The organism is Bacillus sp. TH17 (genome assembly GCF_016651125.1).
In the GTDB taxonomy this organism is placed as follows: Bacteria; Bacillota; Bacilli; order Bacillales; family Bacillaceae_G; genus Bacillus_A; species Bacillus_A mycoides.
Genome location: NZ_JAEKEN010000001.1, coordinates 2,839,032 through 2,854,438 on the forward strand (window position 1 = coordinate 2,839,032; position 15,407 = coordinate 2,854,438).

15 protein-coding genes and 3 pseudogenes are annotated in these 15,407 nt (G+C 36.7%); 3 read left to right on the forward strand and 15 right to left on the reverse strand.

The annotated features are described in order from the left end of the window. Positions 1 to 53 precede the first annotated feature (53 nt). Entirely contained in the window at positions 54 to 1,313 is a 1,260-nt protein-coding gene (locus tag JFT95_RS14450; RefSeq protein ID WP_201052629.1) for an MFS transporter, read from the reverse strand. Between the two features lie 277 nt (positions 1,314 to 1,590). On the opposite strand from JFT95_RS14450, the gene JFT95_RS14455 reads away from it, so the two are divergent. Further along, complete coding sequence (locus tag JFT95_RS14455) at positions 1,591 to 2,172, forward strand: TetR/AcrR family transcriptional regulator (RefSeq protein ID WP_002066413.1); 582 nt, start codon at positions 1,591 to 1,593, stop codon at positions 2,170 to 2,172. A gap of 352 nt (positions 2,173 to 2,524) precedes the next feature. Here JFT95_RS14455 and JFT95_RS14460 read toward each other — a convergent pair whose 3' ends face one another. The 6 genes and pseudogenes from JFT95_RS14460 to aceA all read right to left on the reverse strand — a co-directional run bounded on the left by JFT95_RS14460 (position 2,525) and on the right by aceA (position 6,782). Then, entirely contained in the window at positions 2,525 to 2,683 is a 159-nt protein-coding gene (locus JFT95_RS14460; RefSeq protein ID WP_201052630.1) for a hypothetical protein, read from the reverse strand. 130 nt (positions 2,684 to 2,813) lie between these two features. Continuing rightward, positions 2,814 to 3,695, reverse strand: coding sequence for an IS3 family transposase (locus tag JFT95_RS14465; RefSeq protein ID WP_002140633.1), 882 nt, complete (start codon positions 3,693 to 3,695; stop codon positions 2,814 to 2,816). An 8-nt stretch (positions 3,696 to 3,703) separates the two neighbouring features. Then, on the reverse strand, positions 3,704 to 4,000 hold the full coding sequence (locus tag JFT95_RS14470; protein ID WP_002135468.1) for a transposase: 297 nt from the start codon (positions 3,998 to 4,000) through the stop codon (positions 3,704 to 3,706). A gap of 102 nt (positions 4,001 to 4,102) precedes the next feature. Next, positions 4,103 to 4,297: pseudogene (locus tag JFT95_RS30015) on the reverse strand (hypothetical protein). A 294-nt stretch (positions 4,298 to 4,591) separates the two neighbouring features. Then, positions 4,592 to 4,870: pseudogene (locus JFT95_RS14480) on the reverse strand (hypothetical protein); the annotation flags it as partial. A gap of 631 nt (positions 4,871 to 5,501) precedes the next feature. Next, positions 5,502 to 6,782 carry an isocitrate lyase gene (gene aceA / locus JFT95_RS14485; protein WP_201052631.1) on the reverse strand — a complete coding sequence of 427 codons (1,281 nt, stop codon included), beginning with the start codon at positions 6,780 to 6,782 and terminating at the stop codon, positions 5,502 to 5,504. A gap of 581 nt (positions 6,783 to 7,363) precedes the next feature. Between aceA and JFT95_RS14490 the strand changes: the two genes are divergently transcribed. Further along, the gene (locus tag JFT95_RS14490; RefSeq protein WP_002190252.1) at positions 7,364 to 7,588 is read left to right on the forward strand and encodes a hypothetical protein; all 225 of its coding nucleotides are present in this window, start codon (positions 7,364 to 7,366) and stop codon (positions 7,586 to 7,588) included. A 95-nt stretch (positions 7,589 to 7,683) separates the two neighbouring features. Here JFT95_RS14490 and JFT95_RS14495 read toward each other — a convergent pair whose 3' ends face one another. The 3 genes from JFT95_RS14495 to JFT95_RS14505 all read right to left on the reverse strand — a co-directional run bounded on the left by JFT95_RS14495 (position 7,684) and on the right by JFT95_RS14505 (position 9,084). Next, positions 7,684 to 7,977, reverse strand: coding sequence for a DUF3963 domain-containing protein (locus tag JFT95_RS14495; RefSeq protein WP_201052632.1), 294 nt, complete (start codon positions 7,975 to 7,977; stop codon positions 7,684 to 7,686). 131 nt (positions 7,978 to 8,108) lie between these two features. Next, on the reverse strand, positions 8,109 to 8,618 hold the full coding sequence (locus JFT95_RS14500) for a phage tail protein (protein ID WP_098168555.1): 510 nt from the start codon (positions 8,616 to 8,618) through the stop codon (positions 8,109 to 8,111). Then, positions 8,605 to 9,084: a GyrI-like domain-containing protein gene (locus JFT95_RS14505; protein ID WP_201052633.1), complete on the reverse strand. Its 480-nt coding sequence runs from the start codon at positions 9,082 to 9,084 to the stop codon at positions 8,605 to 8,607. Before JFT95_RS14505 ends, JFT95_RS14500 begins: the two co-directional genes overlap by 14 nt. 110 nt (positions 9,085 to 9,194) lie before the next feature. Between JFT95_RS14505 and JFT95_RS14510 the strand changes: the two are divergent. Continuing rightward, positions 9,195 to 10,154 (forward strand): annotated as a pseudogene (locus JFT95_RS14510) (helix-turn-helix transcriptional regulator). A gap of 294 nt (positions 10,155 to 10,448) precedes the next feature. Here the strand turns inward: JFT95_RS14510 and JFT95_RS14515 are convergent. The 5 genes from JFT95_RS14515 to JFT95_RS14535 all read right to left on the reverse strand — a co-directional run bounded on the left by JFT95_RS14515 (position 10,449) and on the right by JFT95_RS14535 (position 15,342). Next, on the reverse strand, positions 10,449 to 11,768 hold the full coding sequence (locus JFT95_RS14515) for an aromatic amino acid transport family protein (RefSeq protein ID WP_201052634.1): 1,320 nt from the start codon (positions 11,766 to 11,768) through the stop codon (positions 10,449 to 10,451). A gap of 1,156 nt (positions 11,769 to 12,924) precedes the next feature. Continuing rightward, the gene (locus tag JFT95_RS14520) at positions 12,925 to 13,674 is read right to left on the reverse strand and encodes an ABC transporter permease (RefSeq protein WP_201052636.1); all 750 of its coding nucleotides are present in this window, start codon (positions 13,672 to 13,674) and stop codon (positions 12,925 to 12,927) included. After that, the gene (locus JFT95_RS14525) at positions 13,675 to 14,436 is read right to left on the reverse strand and encodes an ABC transporter ATP-binding protein (RefSeq protein ID WP_002033389.1); all 762 of its coding nucleotides are present in this window, start codon (positions 14,434 to 14,436) and stop codon (positions 13,675 to 13,677) included. A gap of 168 nt (positions 14,437 to 14,604) precedes the next feature. Next, on the reverse strand, positions 14,605 to 14,946 hold the full coding sequence (locus JFT95_RS14530) for a DUF1048 domain-containing protein (RefSeq protein WP_002014108.1): 342 nt from the start codon (positions 14,944 to 14,946) through the stop codon (positions 14,605 to 14,607). 75 nt (positions 14,947 to 15,021) lie between these two features. Further along, positions 15,022 to 15,342 carry a PadR family transcriptional regulator gene (locus JFT95_RS14535; RefSeq protein ID WP_002128372.1) on the reverse strand — a complete coding sequence of 107 codons (321 nt, stop codon included), beginning with the start codon at positions 15,340 to 15,342 and terminating at the stop codon, positions 15,022 to 15,024. Positions 15,343 to 15,407: the final 65 nt, after the last annotated feature.

Consider the following 15,407-nt stretch of genomic DNA (forward strand, 5'->3'; position numbering starts at 1 on the left):
CATTTCCTTTATGGTAGTAACGTGTTTCTCATATTGGCTAACACACGTTTATTTCATAAAATCTTAACTCGTCTGGTCATAGCCCAAAAAAGAAGAGCTAAAACACTGACAGAGGCTCCGAGTAAGGAAACCCCTCCCCAGCCAAAGTGTACGTATATTTGAGTCGACGCAATTGAACCACCAGCACTGCCGATAGAATAAAACACCATATATCCAGCAGTAAGTCGGCTCCGTGCTTCTGTATGCAATGGAAGGATCATGGTTTGATTCGTGACATGTATTGCTTGTACGGCCAAATCAAGTAAAACTATCCCTATCACTAATGCGATTAATGACTGCTCTATATAGCTGATGAACAACCATGAAATCAATAATAGAGCTAAAGCAATGCCTGTCGTTCGTTGTCCGTAACCTTGATCGGCCAATTTCCCTGCCCGTGCCGCAGCCAAGGCTCCAGCCACACCTACAAGACCGAATGCGCCAATTGCACTATGAGATAGAGCAATTGGCGGTGTACTAAGTGGCAGTACTAGTGAAGTCCACAAAATGCTGAAATCAGCAAAAATCAGCATGGCTAGAACGGAGCGAACGCGTAACGTTCGTTCTTGAATAAACAAAGCAAGCACCGATCTAATCAACTGAGGGTAGGATAGCGATTTTACCTCGCGTTCAACATTGGGCAACATCTTTATAAACATAAAAACCATCAAAAGCATGAGCGCTGCAGAAAATAGATATACAGAACGCCATCCCGCAACATCTGTTAATATACCAGCAAAAGTACGTGCGAGAAGTATGCCAATAACTATCCCACTTGTTACAATGCCAACGACACGTCCTCTTTCTGTAGGGGAAGCGATGGTCGCTGCAAACGCCACGAGAGTCTGTGTCACAACTGCAAGCAGACCCACCAAAGCCATACCTGCGAAAAGTACCATGCTGGAGGAAGCAGTACCAACTATAACCAGAGCTGTTGTAGATAATAGCATCTGACCGACAATTAGACGTCGCGGGTTTAGCAAATCTCCAAGTGGTACGAGTAGTAGTAAGCCCAATCCATAAAAAATTTGTGTAATGGTAATAACAACACCAATAATGGAATGGTTAATACCAAACTCATTAGATAGTTGATCAAGCAACGGCTGTGCAAAGTAAATATTGGCAACAGACATTCCACAGGCAGTCGCAAACAATAATACCAAAGCGTGAGACATTGATGGCTGTTGATTCAAATTAGGTTTTGTTATGGAAGATTTATGACTTATCTTAGTGTAGAGTGGATCATCTTCTATATTTGTCTCTGTTTTGCACATACCTTAACCTCCAATTACATTATATTTTTAATCATAACATACCGTTCAGTACGATATGATTACTGGTAAATATAACTTAGCCTTATTCATGATGTCAACGATTTTTTGCACTAAAGTTAATGTTTCATTAAATGAATGGATCTTGATTTGACATGAAGAATAGCTAATTATATAATAATTACATACTGTTTGGTAATAAAAAAAAAACAATTGTAATTACCTACACACCTATCCTAAAACAATTAATAAAATCAAAGTTTGAGGAGGAGAATTCTTAATGGCAAGAACCCGTGAATTTGATGAGGATCAAGTTTTAGATGCAGCAATGCAGTTATTTTGGGAGAAGGGATATGAGGCTACCTCATTAAGTGATCTTACTTCTAGAATGGGCATTCAACGCCCTAGTATTTATTCGACTTTTGGAGATAAGAAAGAATTGTTTGAAGCCGCACTTCGCAGGTATACAATGTCTCGGGCCTCTGATATACGAAATAGGCTTCAAAGTCACTCCTCTGTAAAAGAGGCATTTTCTATTTTCTTTGCCGATGTCGTCAATGAAGAATACGCAGGGGATCTTAGTAAAGGTTGTTTTTGTATCAATACAATGGTTGAACTAGCACCTCATGATGAGAGATTTGAAATTTTGACCAGAGAACATCAAATGTACCTCGCCGTCATTTTTCAGGAGACGATCGAACGAGGAATCCAATCAGGTGAGCTGGAATTCAACACAGATGCAAAGTCTTTGGCACAGGCACTGATTGTAGCGTTAATCGGTCTAACGGTTATGATGAAATCTCGCCCCCAACGTTCATTTGTGGACAATGTAATAGCAGCGACGCTCACATTACTTAAGTGACATGATTGTATTTAAAAGTACGAAAACCACACCTTTATAGGGGTAACGTCAAATCTCCATCAAGCTACAATTTTATAGTACCCCCAGAACGAAATTTTGTGCTAACTTGTAACAAAAATGCTCATTTTTTCATTTCGGGGTAATTCTGAATTCTTAAGTTGATGGGTATGGGGGAACACCACATGCCCATCAACTCAAAATCTCATACCACCTCCAGAACGAAAATTTTATGCATGTTGCTCGTATTTATTGTTGGGGGATAAATCGTTCTTTAAGCTTGATGGCGATTTGGTGCTATCCCTAAAACATCTGGACTGTAATAGCCAACTAAAAAATGCAAACAAAAAGACCTTTAATCAGTCGTTTTGTTTGCATTTCCTTTTTCTAAAACCACAGAAAAGATAAGTACTATAGTTAACACCATAATAAACCCTACTTCACTTCCATCACTTACAAAAAATGAATAAAAAGTATAAATTAAAATTAATATTCCATAAATAACTTTGTGCAATGAACTCCCCCTTTTTGCCGTATATATTTTAGTGTAAAAATTTAATGCAAGCCCTATATTAAAATGAAAATAAAAAGCACCTGTGATATGCAGTGACCCCTGTCAAGTAGACAGTATTTAAAAAGCGCAACTAAGCAACCTGAGTTCTATATTTATATGGACTCAGGTTATTTAATTTCTTTTGAAATCTTTGATGATTATAAAAGTGCATATATTTACGCACGGCAAGTTTGACCTCATTCGCTTTACGGAAGGAGTATAAATGAAAACACTCTGCCTTAAAGTGACTGAAGAAGTTTTCCATACAAGCATTATCCCAACAGTTGCCTCTTCGAGACATACTTGCCTTCATCTGATATTTTTTAAGTAATTGATTATATTGACGAGATGTATACTGGGATCCTTGATCACTATGTAAGAGGATTCCCTTCACATTTCGTTTTTTCTTTGCCTTTTTAAGCGTATCTAACACAAGCTTTAAGTCGTTTCTACGACTGGTTTCATAGGCAACAATTTCATTATTGTATAAATCCTTAATAGCGGATAAGTACAAGCGCTGTCCATTGAAAATCAAATAGGTAATATCGGTTACCCATTTCTCATTCGGTTTTGAAGCCTGAAACTCCCTATTTAGATGGTTCTCTGAAATCACATAAGCTTCTTTTTTTCCGTAATAAGGTCGTTTTTTCCTAATTACGGCTTTGATACCTAGTTCACTCATCAATCTTTGGATGTGCTTATGGTTCAAATGAAGGTTATATGTGGCTTTCAGCCACACTTGTATTCTTCTATATCCATAAATTCCTCTTAATTTTTTATGACACTCCAATATCTTTTTCTTAATTTCGATATCCTCTGATTGTTTTTTAGAAGGCGTCGTATGCCGTTTTAGCCATTTGTAGTATCCACTTCTGGTTACACCAGCAATATCGCATAGAATGGTCACTGTATAACCTGTTTTTGTCATTTCATGGATGACTTCGAATTTTTTTATTTTGGATACGACTTTCATTCCTCCTTTTACATCCCTAAGAGCTTTTTTAACATTTCATTTTCCGCTTCTAATCGTCTGATCTTAGCTTCAGGATCTTCGGGTCTAACCCTTGGTCTACCTAAACCTGGTCCTTTCGCTTTACCGCGTTTTTCTTCTAGTCCTTTGATTCCTTCAGCTTCAAAGTGTTTCACCCAACGACTTACAACCGAGTGATGAATACCTAATTCTTTCGCAATGGTTTTATAGCTCATGCCTTCTTTTAAGTATAAATCTATAGCTTGTTTCTTAAATTCTACATCGTAAGTGACTCTAATTTTTCCCATGAAAAAATCCCCTCCATAGTAAACAGGTTAATGTGCTTTCTTTTTCCTGTCTACTATAAGGGGATCATATCAATATACACAAAGTGCTTTTCTCTTGTCAATTTATCTATTTTCACTATATTTATCTATTTTCTTTTTATAACTCAAATTTCTTCGAATCGTACTTTTCTAGAGTTTGTTACAATTCATTTTGTTCATATGGAATATGTTTATCTGTCTGTACATCTTCAACATTTTCTCCACCTGTTAATAATCTCCTGTACTTAAAAGAGTGCCCTGTTAATACTGTTTAATCATTTTGTATTGCCCTCCTTTTGTTTGATTACTTGTATCATAAAACAAGTATCTGAAGTTGATATGTAGTTTATCTAGAGTGTATGTAAATTTAAAAAATCTCTAATAAAATGTTTATGTTGTAACGTTACCATCAAAACTAGTGCTTCAAACACCCTGATTTGAAGAGACAGTAACCCATATTCTAGCTTGAATTCCCACTACAGTTCTATATTGAATAAAACCAGTTGATCCCTATAATATAAAAAGAGCACCACTTTTTGGATGCTCTTCGTTATAACTATATAGTATTTAATTTCCTTCTTTTGTTGGTACCATTTTTCCTTCTTGAGAACCTGTACCTTCTGTTCTTTCAACAGTTTTTGCATCTCCTTTAGGAGTTGCTGGCACTGCATCTTTAGGTACATCAAAGTTTTGTGAGAAAGACGTTGTTCCATCTGCACTCCGTGTAATTACTTGATTTGAACTATCTTCATTTGATTTTAAATTGTCCATTTTCGCATCATCTGCACCTACTGCACCCCCCGCTACCAATCCTGTACTTAAAAGTGCTCCTGCTAATAATGTTTTAATCATTTTTCATTACCTCCTTTTTTTGTTTGGAACTACATCTAGCATAAGACAAGAATCTATAGTTGATATGGACTGTATCTGGAGATTATGTAAAGAAAAATAGATGATCAGTTGTATATCCTAATGGGTGCTTAGGCAAGATTGAAACTTAATATGAGTTTGATAATTGAGTTACCCTTCGTTTTTGGGTGTAAGGTTTTTGGCTGGGGTGAAGTGAGGAGCTAACCTTTTCTAATTTGAAACATTTACAACTAAATTTGCAATAAATTTCTCAATATAGATATACTTGTTATTTATAGTTTGAATATTCAAAATTCAAACTATAAAGCGTGATAAAAATATGATGATTATCCCTTATGTTTACTCCTTGTACTAAAGATAAGATTGAATTCTCCGACCTTATCTTTTTTGTTTGTAGAAATTTAATGCAAAAAAACAGAATCCTTGTAATAAGGATTCTGTAACAAGAAATGACAGATATATAGCAATAAAAAGAGTTACTTATATTATAATTTAAAAATGCAACAACCATATTGATAAAATTCGAAATAAATTGAATATTATATATATGTTTCTCATGCAATTTTTGTTCAAAATGCCAATGTTATTTAAGACTTTCTCCACAATAACTGAATTAATTATCTTTAAACTGCAATTCTTCCGTAGAACCTTTCAGCGCTGTCGTAGATGAAGTTCCACCCGTAATCACTTGTGCTACTTCGTCAAAGTAACCTGTTCCGACTTCTCGTTGATGACGCATAGCAGAATAACCATGCTCTTCTGCTGCAAATTCGGCCTGTTGTAATTCAGAATACGCTGCCATACCACGTTCTTTATAGCCGCGTGCTAATTCGAACATACTGTGGTTTAACGAATGGAATCCTGCAAGTGTTACAAATTGGAGTTTGTAACCATATGATGCCATTTCTTTTTGAAAGTTTTCAATTGTTTTTTGATCTAATTTTTGTTTCCAATTAAACGACGGTGAACAGTTATATGCGAGTAACTTTCCTGGGTATCTCTCATGAATTGCTTCTGCAAAAAGCTTCGCATCTTCTAAATTTGGTTCAGACGTTTCACACCAAATAAGATCTGCGTACGGTGCATATGCTAGGCCACGTGCAATTGCTTGATTGAGCCCCGCTTTTGTACGATAAAAACCTTCCGTTGTTCTTTCTCCTGTAATAAATTCTTGATCAATTGGATCAATGTCGCTCGTAATTAAATCTGCTGCATCTGCATCTGCTCTTGCCACGATTACTGTCGGCACGCCCATAACATCCGCAGCTAAACGAGCAGAAATTAAATTACGTACCGCCGTTTGTGTCGGTAATAATACTTTTCCACCTAAATGTCCGCATTTCTTTTCTGAAGACAACTGATCTTCAAAATGTACACCTGCTGCACCTGCTTCAATCATTCCTTTCATTAATTCAAATACATTTAATTGCCCACCAAAACCAGCTTCTGCATCTGCAACAATTGGTACGAAATAATCTATATCACTGCCACCTTCCATATGCTGAATTTGATCAGCACGTTGCAACGTTTGATTGATTCTTTTTACAACAGAGGGCACACTATTCACTGGATATAAACTTTGGTCTGGATACATATGTCCAGATAAATTGGCATCAGCAGCTACTTGCCAACCACTTACACAAATTGCTTTTAAGCCTGCTTTCACTTGCTGCATTGCTTGATTTCCTGTTAATGCACCAAGCGCATTGATGTAGTCTTCTATATGAAGCGATTGCCAAAGTTTCTCTGCACCGTGGCGTGCTAGTGTATGTTCAATATCGATAGATCCTCGAAGACGAATAACATCTTCGGCACAATACGGGCGTTTTACCCCTTTCCAACGTTTATCTAACTCCCAATTTTCTTGTAATTGTTGAATTCTTTCGTTTTTCATTTCTTCCATCTCCTCGTATGTTATTTTTCAGTTATTCTTTCGAGTAACTATTGCACTAAATATTTTCTTGGCCGCCTGAGTATATTCCTGGATAATGAAGATAAGAATCAACGCTTTCTTTTATTTGTTCTTGGAAGAAAGATGCTAATATTTATTTTCCTGTTGAACAAATCCTATTTCTCTAGCTAATTTATCCAAGATATGTGATGACATATGTCGGGGGAATTTCTCAGTAAACAATTGTAGTTCATTTTTTCATTTTGGGGGAACAATGAGTTTCTTAACTTGATGACAATGTGGCGGGACCACATGGCTATCAACCTAAAATTTTATAGTATCCCCAAAGCGAGAAAATTGGCATCTCCAGATAAAAATATACATTTTTTGTTTTTGGGATACTAGTTTCATTAGCTTGATGGGCATATTGGTGAAACCTCGAAATGGACATTTTGGTAGGCAATTCTTCTTCTCTTAAAATAACCTTAAATATATTATAGATTTAAGAATATTAGAAAAATAAATGGTATAATTTTCTAAAACATCCTGAATAAAGTTGATTTTAGAAAAGGAGTAGAGAGGAAATGTTTCAGAAGCTCAAATTTTATTTACTCAGTCTTGTAATTAGTTCAATGTTAGGTGGGATTATCATAGGTGCTAATTTCTTGGTCCATAACATCTACTATTTAGTTGTAGGTAAAGAATTTCATTTTAATATGTGGTCTTCCATTATTATATTTAGTATCGTATTTATTTCGGGTTTCTCGTATATGTTGAAAAAGGGTCCAGATATACTTGTTAATGATTAAACCAATAGTACTTATCTTAGGCGCTACCATGATCTGGTTGGCGTCTTTGTTGTTAAGGAAAGATAACAAAACAAAATTTTCTTAATCACAAGGCTTTAAAAGTAACCTATCCATAGTGATATTAAAGTTACTACTAACAGGGCAAGAAGAAATGTGATATTTCGAATCCACTTTTGTATATCATCAAAATACCGTTCTATAAATGCAACGTTGATATAAAACATGAGAAATACAACAAAGAAGGTAAAGTTACCAAATTTATCATTCAATTTTTCATTAGTGAATGCGCTTACATGAAGGAATAGTAAAGCAAAAGTTACTAAGAATAACTCAAATAGCCTTTTTTGCTCACCCCACCACCCCCTTACAGTAATTTCCCTTTGTTTCATTTTATAAGAACGTAGTGTGTAGCAGACTGTAAATATTATTTACTTATGTAAAAAAAGGCTAACAATTCAAGATTGTTAGCCTTAATCGCGCCTTTTAAAAGAATAACTCAATACAACAAATGACTGATTCTTCAACTTGCAATATATTCTCCTTTAATTACAAAAAACGAACCTCGAATTGTTCCAGCAAGTTTAGACTTCTGTCTAGCAAACTTAAACTTCTCTACTAACTCCGTTGGTATCTCCATTCCCTCAGAAAGCTTAAATCCAACAGCCCGCTTCTTTGGGTTATCCAACGTATACATGACGTTGACTGCAAGACCATCCTCATAGAAGACATAGGCAAATTTAATATTTTCCACTTGAAAACACGATGTTTCTAAAGGTTTTTCCGCAAACTCAATATCACGTTCTTCTTTCAAAATGCGGTTCACATAATCAAGAGTCTTCTCGCTTTCACTAGCTGGTACAACCGTAAATTCATGCTTGTATTTATTCATAAAGTAACGTGCTTCATGGGCACGTAAACCAGCAAGTGCTTCTGCTACAGGTGAAGACTCCATGCCAGCTGTAGTTACGTTTTTAAAACCAACGATATCGGACAATTCCATCTCTCCTTTTAATACTTTACTTCCTAACAACTGGAATCCATATTTCACCAAATACTAAGCCGTTTCGCTGCCCCATCTCAACTATTGTATTTGGCCCACCAACATAGGAAAAATCTTTTACTTCTGCTAATGCTTGACCAAATGCAATACCAGTAAGCTTATTACTTAGCTCCTCAGCTGTATCGCCTTCCCCTTTAACTACTAGGTATTCTCCCCTCGGAAACTGGATAACTCTAGACTCTTCTTGTATCGTTGCCTCTGTCATGACACCAGCGTAATACATCATCTTGTTATTCACCGCTTCACTCACAGAAAAAATGTAATCATTTGTAGCTAAAGCTTTTAAAGTGTCCAACCTTCCATCTTGTTCGACAGCCAGCCAAAAGTCTGCCTTTTCCTTGTTTATGCCCGCAAAGTCTGTATAGTGGCTCTTAAGTTCAGTTCCAATACCTAACACGATAAAGCTATCTTTTTCTTCTATTGTATAATTTTTCATATTTAAAACCTTCCTCACTTTTAAATTGATCAAACGATTTATCTTTTCACTTGATGAGTTTATAATATCTTTAAATCATGTCAAAAAATGATACTGTTTAGGAGACCAACATGAAAAAAGTTGAACGGATTAATACGATCATGCGCTATATTAACAACCGCTCCCACTTTACAATTTCTGAAATCATACGAGAATTTAACATCTCACGATCGACAGCTATTAGAGACATTAGAGAAATTGAAGCCATGGGGATGCCGCTCGTCGCTGAAGTTGGCAGGGATGGAGGATATTTTGTCATGCATAACTCTATCTTGCCCGTTGTTCGCTTTACTGATAATGAGGTCAAAGCTCTTTTTATTGCCTTTATGGCCACAAGAAATCAACAACTTCCCTATCTAAAGAGTCGTCAGTCTTTAGCCGAAAAACTACTAGGACTCATCTCAGAAATCCAGCAGGATGACCTTGTTCTTTTAAATCAAATCTTGCTTTTTGAAGGGACTAACCCTCATAATCCTGACCTACTTGAGCTTTCTGACCTCCCCCATCCTATGTTAGAAAAACTCATCCAAATCCTTCTTTTAGATAGCCATTTATTGATTACCGTAAAAGAAGAGGAGGAAACCAAGTTTTATCCAATTTATCTACTGCACCTTTATCAAGAAAAAAGCCATTGGATAATTGAAGGCTTTGACATAAAAGAAGAAAAAAGAAGATGTTTCTCGTTGATCATCTCATTAATGTCGAAACCTATACGCCGAAAAACAGATTAAGTAAGAAAAAAATTTCAGAAAAACTAAGTAAGAGGGACGAAGCAATCAACCTTGTACTTGAACTTGGTCCAAAAGCGATTACCCAGTTCAAAAAATATCATCCTATAAAAATTTCTATTTCCTATACAAATCCTTACCAATCCACAGCCATTCTAAAAACTTTTATCAATGTTAACAATCTCGATGAATTGATAGAAATAACAAATTGGCTACTTTTCCTAGGTAAAGATATCAAAATCAGGGAAGTTCCTGAAGAAGTGTTAGAAGGTTTAAAAGAGATTATGTTTATACTACCCATAAGCAGTGGCCAGTTAAACCCAAAATAATATTGAGTTTGACTAGATGCCAGTTACCTCTATTTAAATACCTAGTAAAAACATTTTATTCGCTACCGCTACTTGAAACGCTCTTCTAAGAATAACGCCAACACAAAAAAAAGACATGAACTAATCTTTGTTCATGTCTTTTTATATTAGAGTTTAACCCTCATAAAACAGCTTGTTTAAAATTCGAATATGGACGTATCTTATCCATAATCTCTTTCATTCTTTTTTCATATCCCACTATTTTAGCACTTGAACTAACAATAGCGAATTAGAATAATGACTTAATACTTGCTAGGACAGTAAGTATACCTACAACAATGACAAACACATTGCTCATTTTCCCTCTGTATTTAGCCAGTACTGGTACTTTACGAATCGCATACATTGGTAATAGACATAAGATCGCAGCAACTAATGGACCGCTAAGAGCATCAATGATTCCAAGAATACTTGGATTTGCATAAGCAACATACCAGCATGTTAATACGACAAAAGTAAGAATCATTGTCTGAACTGTTTTTTCTCCTATATCTTTCCCGCGTTTTTTACCGGACTTCATAATCATGTCACGCATTACCTCATACGCTCCTACATAATGGCCAAGGAAAGACTTTGTAATAGCCACAAAAGCAATGATAGGAGCTGCAATAGTGATTACAGGCGAATTAAGCTCATTAGCAAGATATGATAGGATTGACAAGTTCTGTTCTTTTGCCATCTTAAGATCATCTGGAGTCAAACTTAAAGTACTGCTCCAAACAAAGAACATAACAACAGCGAATGTCATGATATAGCAAACTTTTTGTATTTGAGCACACTTGGCATCAGTAGCTTCTATTCCATACGTAGCTCTCTGTTTCATAACGAATGACGAAATCATAGGAGAATGATTGAACGAGAATACGATGATTGGTAGTATCATCAATATCACTCCAAAATACCCTGTTCCTGTTGAAGCAGTAGACGCACTTGAGAAACTAAGCATTGACGTATTCCACTGTGGAATTAAAGATATTGAGATAAACAGTAAAGAAGCTATGAAAGGATATACTAGCATGCTCATTATCTTTACAGTGATATCTTGACCGAAATTTAGTATAGCGATAAGACCGAGTACTAATACAAGTGATAAAATGGCCCTTGGAGGCTCCGGCATGTGCAATTGATGCACGATAAAACTACTTGCAGTATTTGTAAGTGCAACCGAATACATCAGTACGATCGTATAAATTGAGACGAAATATACTATGTTAAAAATTATACTTGCCTTATTGCCAAAATACTCTCTTATTGTGCCTGTAATCCCCTCATCAGCAGAATTGGAAGCGTATATCATTTTAGCAAGTGCCCTATGTGAGTAATACATAACAGGAAATGCAAGTATCGTAATTAACAGTAATGATAATAAACCACCTGAACCGGCATTAATAGGTAAAAAGAGTACTCCTGCTCCAATTGCTGTTCCAAAAAGGCTCAATGCCCAGGTAGTATCTTGTTTATGCCACTTTTTAGGATCTAGATATTTCTCATTTTTCACTGTATTATTTTCAGCTTGAAATTCTATTTTTTTTGCAGTATTCCCATTCATATAATAAATCCCCCTTGTATCCTATTCTTACGTCTCTTTTTAGGCTTAAGAATATAGACCATTCTTAAAAAATGAACCGCTTACTAGATGCGCCATATTGTAAACGATTCCACCTAAAGCTGTCTCTCTTAATGTGCGAGGCATTTATCCTCCAACCCTATACTTACCATTGATGATATTGTTTACACCAGCTAATACGATGTCCGCTGCTGCTAAACTATTTTGAAGAAATTCCCCTTCTGGTCACACACCTTTCTGTAAGTAATCGTTTCAGTCTGTCCAATTTTAAAATGTTTGATATTTTCTTCGTAGGTAATCGGTTACCTCTCGACGCCCTCATTATAACGTTTATATTTGCGAGTCTAATATTTTTTTATTTTTAGAAAGACAGAATAAACAGAATTATGAATAGATAATAAATTACAATTGGTATGTAGCAATTGTGTCTATTTTTTGAAGCTGTATTAGTTAATAGAAAAGTAAACATAATACAGAGTTCCTTTCATTAACACATTGATTATATTAGGAACTCGTTATAAAGATACTTATATTTCCCTTTGCTTTCACATCTTATCTTTGACATGAAGCTGTTGTAATAAATAATACACATTGATGTAAAGGAATAAATTTAGAAAACATAAAATTATTCTCATGAATTTTTATTACATATAACGAATTAACATTCATTTTTCAGAAAAGAAGAACTTTTCCAAAGGAGCCTACGCACCTTATATAATGGTTATCATGTTAAGCCTGTTAAAAGAATTACACCATAAGTTTCCATTTACTATATGTAATATTTATTAAGTGTAGTTTTTTCTAAATATGCATAATTACATATTTAGAAAAAGAGAGTATACTTTCGAATTGTGTAATAAAGATATAGCCCACCTACGGAAACAGGTGGGCTTTTCATGTATAAAAATTGCATTTATTATATGGCAATTAGAATTGAGATCAAAATATTACCTCTTCCCTTTTAACTCTCTCAGTCTGCTTTTTCTCAACGTCTGAGCCTACTTACGTACCAACTACATAACCAGTAAGAATACTAACAATTATAGCAATAACTAAGATTAATGTGATTTAAATCCATTTTCCCATATATATATTATTCCAGAAGGTTTAGTTGCCATTGTGCACCGAACTGGTGGTGTTACCCTAACTGACGTTTAAATGCTTTGCCGGCGAAGAAGTAAGCGATAACCATAATGCCCACACACCAAGCAAGTGCAATCCAAATATCGTTGCCAACAGCCCCTTCATATAAGAGGGCACGAATCGCATTCACGATTGAAGTCACAGGCTGGTTTCCAGCGAACGCACGAACAATTTTTGGCATAGTTTCGGTAGGAACAAAGGCCGAACTAATAAAGGGCAGAAAAATTAGTGGGTACGAGTAGGCTGTCGCCCCTTCCATAGACTTCGCTGTCAACCCAGGAATGATAGCCAGCCATGTCAGCGCCAGCGTAAACATCCCGAGTATTCCAGCTACCGCGAGCCAATCCAGAATATTAGCACTGGAACGGAAGCCCATTAAGAGCGCAACAAGGATAACCACCACGATAGTAAGCACATTAGCAACAAGTGATGTTAATACGTGAGCCCATAATACCGACGAACGCTTGATAGGCATAGTAATGAAACGTGCCATCAGCCCGCTCTTTACATCCGTAAACAACCGTACGGAAGTGTAAGCGACACCGGATGCGATAGCCATCAGCAAGATTCCCGGCAATAAATAATTGACGTAGTTATCCGTTCCTGTCTTTATGGCGCCGCCAAATACGTAGACAAACAACAGCATCATCATAATCGGCGTAATCGCTACCGTAATAATTGTATCCGGACTGCGCATAATGTTGCGCATTAAACGCCCTAATAATACCCCTGTTTTGCTCTTCATTTACATCTCCTCCTTTTTGCCAATGATCGCAAGGAAAATTTCTTCCAATGTCGGCTGCTTCTCGATATACTCCACTTTTGTTGGCGGGAACATCTCTTTAAGTTCTGTAAGAGTACCAGTCTTAATAATTTTTCCGCCATGCAAGATAGCGATACGGTCCGCCAGTTGTTCGGCTTCCTCGAGGTACTGGGTCGTGAGCAAGATGGTTGTGCCGCCGCCGGCAAGTTCCTTGACGGTATCCCACACTTCAATCCGCGCTTCGGGGTCAAGCCCTGTCGTCGGTTCATCGAGAAAAATGACTGCTGGCGTCCCAATCAAGCTCATGGCGATATCAAGCCGGCGCTTCATCCCACCTGAGTACTGGTCTGCCCTCTGGTTGGCTGCATCAGTCAGGCTGAATCTTGCAAGCAAATTATCAGCGACTTGAGCAGGACTAGAAACTCCACGCAAATTGGCAATCATTATCAAGTTTTCTCTCCCCGTGAGCATACCGTCTAAAGCTGCAAACTGCCCTGTCAGACTGATACTTTGACGAACATGATCCGGTTGACGCTGAACGTCAAAACCACAAATACCTACTTCGCCGCCATCTTGCTTCATCAGCGTCGAGAGGATATTGACTATCGTCGTCTTGCCCGCTCCATTTGAGCCCAGCAGTGCGAAAATGGAGCCACGCTGCACTTCAAAATCTACCCCTTTTAACACTTCCTTATCTTTAAAGGATTTTTTTAATCCTTTTACAGAAATCGCTGTATTGGTCATGCTTTTTTCCTCCTTAAAAAATGTTTTGTAAAGATAGACTGCCTACACCCTCTATTTAGTATTACTGATAATCTGTATTACTTAGTACTGATTTAAAAATATAACTGAATAGCAATGGCGTCAATTCACATTTGTAACCAGCTAATCAGTCGGTATTACCTGTTGCATTTATTTTTTTCTCAATTGCTTCATGATACTTTCATTCAAATCTTCACGATACTTGGAAACATAAGTTTTAGCGTTTGCCACTAGTTCGTCAGCAAAGGATGCCACGTCCTCCCCAGTGATTTCTAGCACTTGTCTGCCTTCCGCCGCACCGGCTTCAAACAAATCGATTAGTTCATACTGTATGTGTAGCATATCCATCCCGTTACCAGCTGAGAAATTCCACATGTAGTTTTGAATTTTCTTAAACACAAACTGATAGTCCTCTGGCAGAGCTCCAACCCGTGCCATCATCATTTTGTACTCTTTTTTATCACCAATTAATTTTTTGAACATTTCCAACATATTATTTTTCCTCCTTTTTTATAAAGCAGAACAAGAAACTCCCAAAATATCGGCCGAATATTTAATCTTATGAGGCTAGTTTGATTTCAAGACGTTAATTTTTGATGATACAAAATCCCATTTTCTCCAAAACAATTCAAGCTCCTGACGGCCATCCTCATTTAGTGAATAAAACTTGCGAGGCGGCCCCATGTCTGACGGTTTCTTTTCAATATTCACAAGTTTTTTCTTCTCTAATCGCACAAGGATGGTATAGACCGTTCCTTCCACGACTTCAGTAAACCCAAGCTCATTCAGGTGGCGGGTAATCTCATAGCCATAAGTTTCACGGCGGCTAATGATTTCCAGAACACATCCTTCCAGCGAACCTTTCAGCATTTCAGTTAAATTTTCCATATTCTGATCCTCCTTTACCCCCTATTCTGTCTGACTTATATTCAGTATCACAGAGTACTAAGGCT

What these genes read in the sequence shown, in the direction of transcription:
- JFT95_RS14495 (WP_201052632.1), bottom strand. Translation starts at nt 7,977, where the DNA reads ATGAAACAAAGGGAAATTACTGTAAGGGGGTGGTGGGGTGAGCAAAAA.
- JFT95_RS14450 (WP_201052629.1), bottom strand. Translation starts at nt 1,313, where the DNA reads ATGTGCAAAACAGAGACAAATATAGAAGATGATCCACTCTACACTAAG.
- JFT95_RS14515 (WP_201052634.1), bottom strand. Translation starts at nt 11,768, where the DNA reads ATGAATGGGAATACTGCAAAAAAAATAGAATTTCAAGCTGAAAATAAT.
- JFT95_RS14535 (WP_002128372.1), bottom strand. Translation starts at nt 15,342, where the DNA reads ATGGAAAATTTAACTGAAATGCTGAAAGGTTCGCTGGAAGGATGTGTT.
- JFT95_RS14470 (WP_002135468.1), bottom strand. Translation starts at nt 4,000, where the DNA reads ATGGGAAAAATTAGAGTCACTTACGATGTAGAATTTAAGAAACAAGCT.
- aceA (WP_201052631.1), bottom strand. Translation starts at nt 6,782, where the DNA reads ATGAAAAACGAAAGAATTCAACAATTACAAGAAAATTGGGAGTTAGAT.
- JFT95_RS14490 (WP_002190252.1), top strand. Translation starts at nt 7,364, where the DNA reads ATGTTTCAGAAGCTCAAATTTTATTTACTCAGTCTTGTAATTAGTTCA.
- JFT95_RS14530 (WP_002014108.1), bottom strand. Translation starts at nt 14,946, where the DNA reads ATGTTGGAAATGTTCAAAAAATTAATTGGTGATAAAAAAGAGTACAAA.
- JFT95_RS14505 (WP_201052633.1), bottom strand. Translation starts at nt 9,084, where the DNA reads ATGAAAAATTATACAATAGAAGAAAAAGATAGCTTTATCGTGTTAGGT.
- JFT95_RS14525 (WP_002033389.1), bottom strand. Translation starts at nt 14,436, where the DNA reads ATGACCAATACAGCGATTTCTGTAAAAGGATTAAAAAAATCCTTTAAA.
- JFT95_RS14455 (WP_002066413.1), top strand. Translation starts at nt 1,591, where the DNA reads ATGGCAAGAACCCGTGAATTTGATGAGGATCAAGTTTTAGATGCAGCA.
- JFT95_RS14465 (WP_002140633.1), bottom strand. Translation starts at nt 3,695, where the DNA reads ATGAAAGTCGTATCCAAAATAAAAAAATTCGAAGTCATCCATGAAATG.
- JFT95_RS14520 (WP_201052636.1), bottom strand. Translation starts at nt 13,674, where the DNA reads ATGAAGAGCAAAACAGGGGTATTATTAGGGCGTTTAATGCGCAACATT.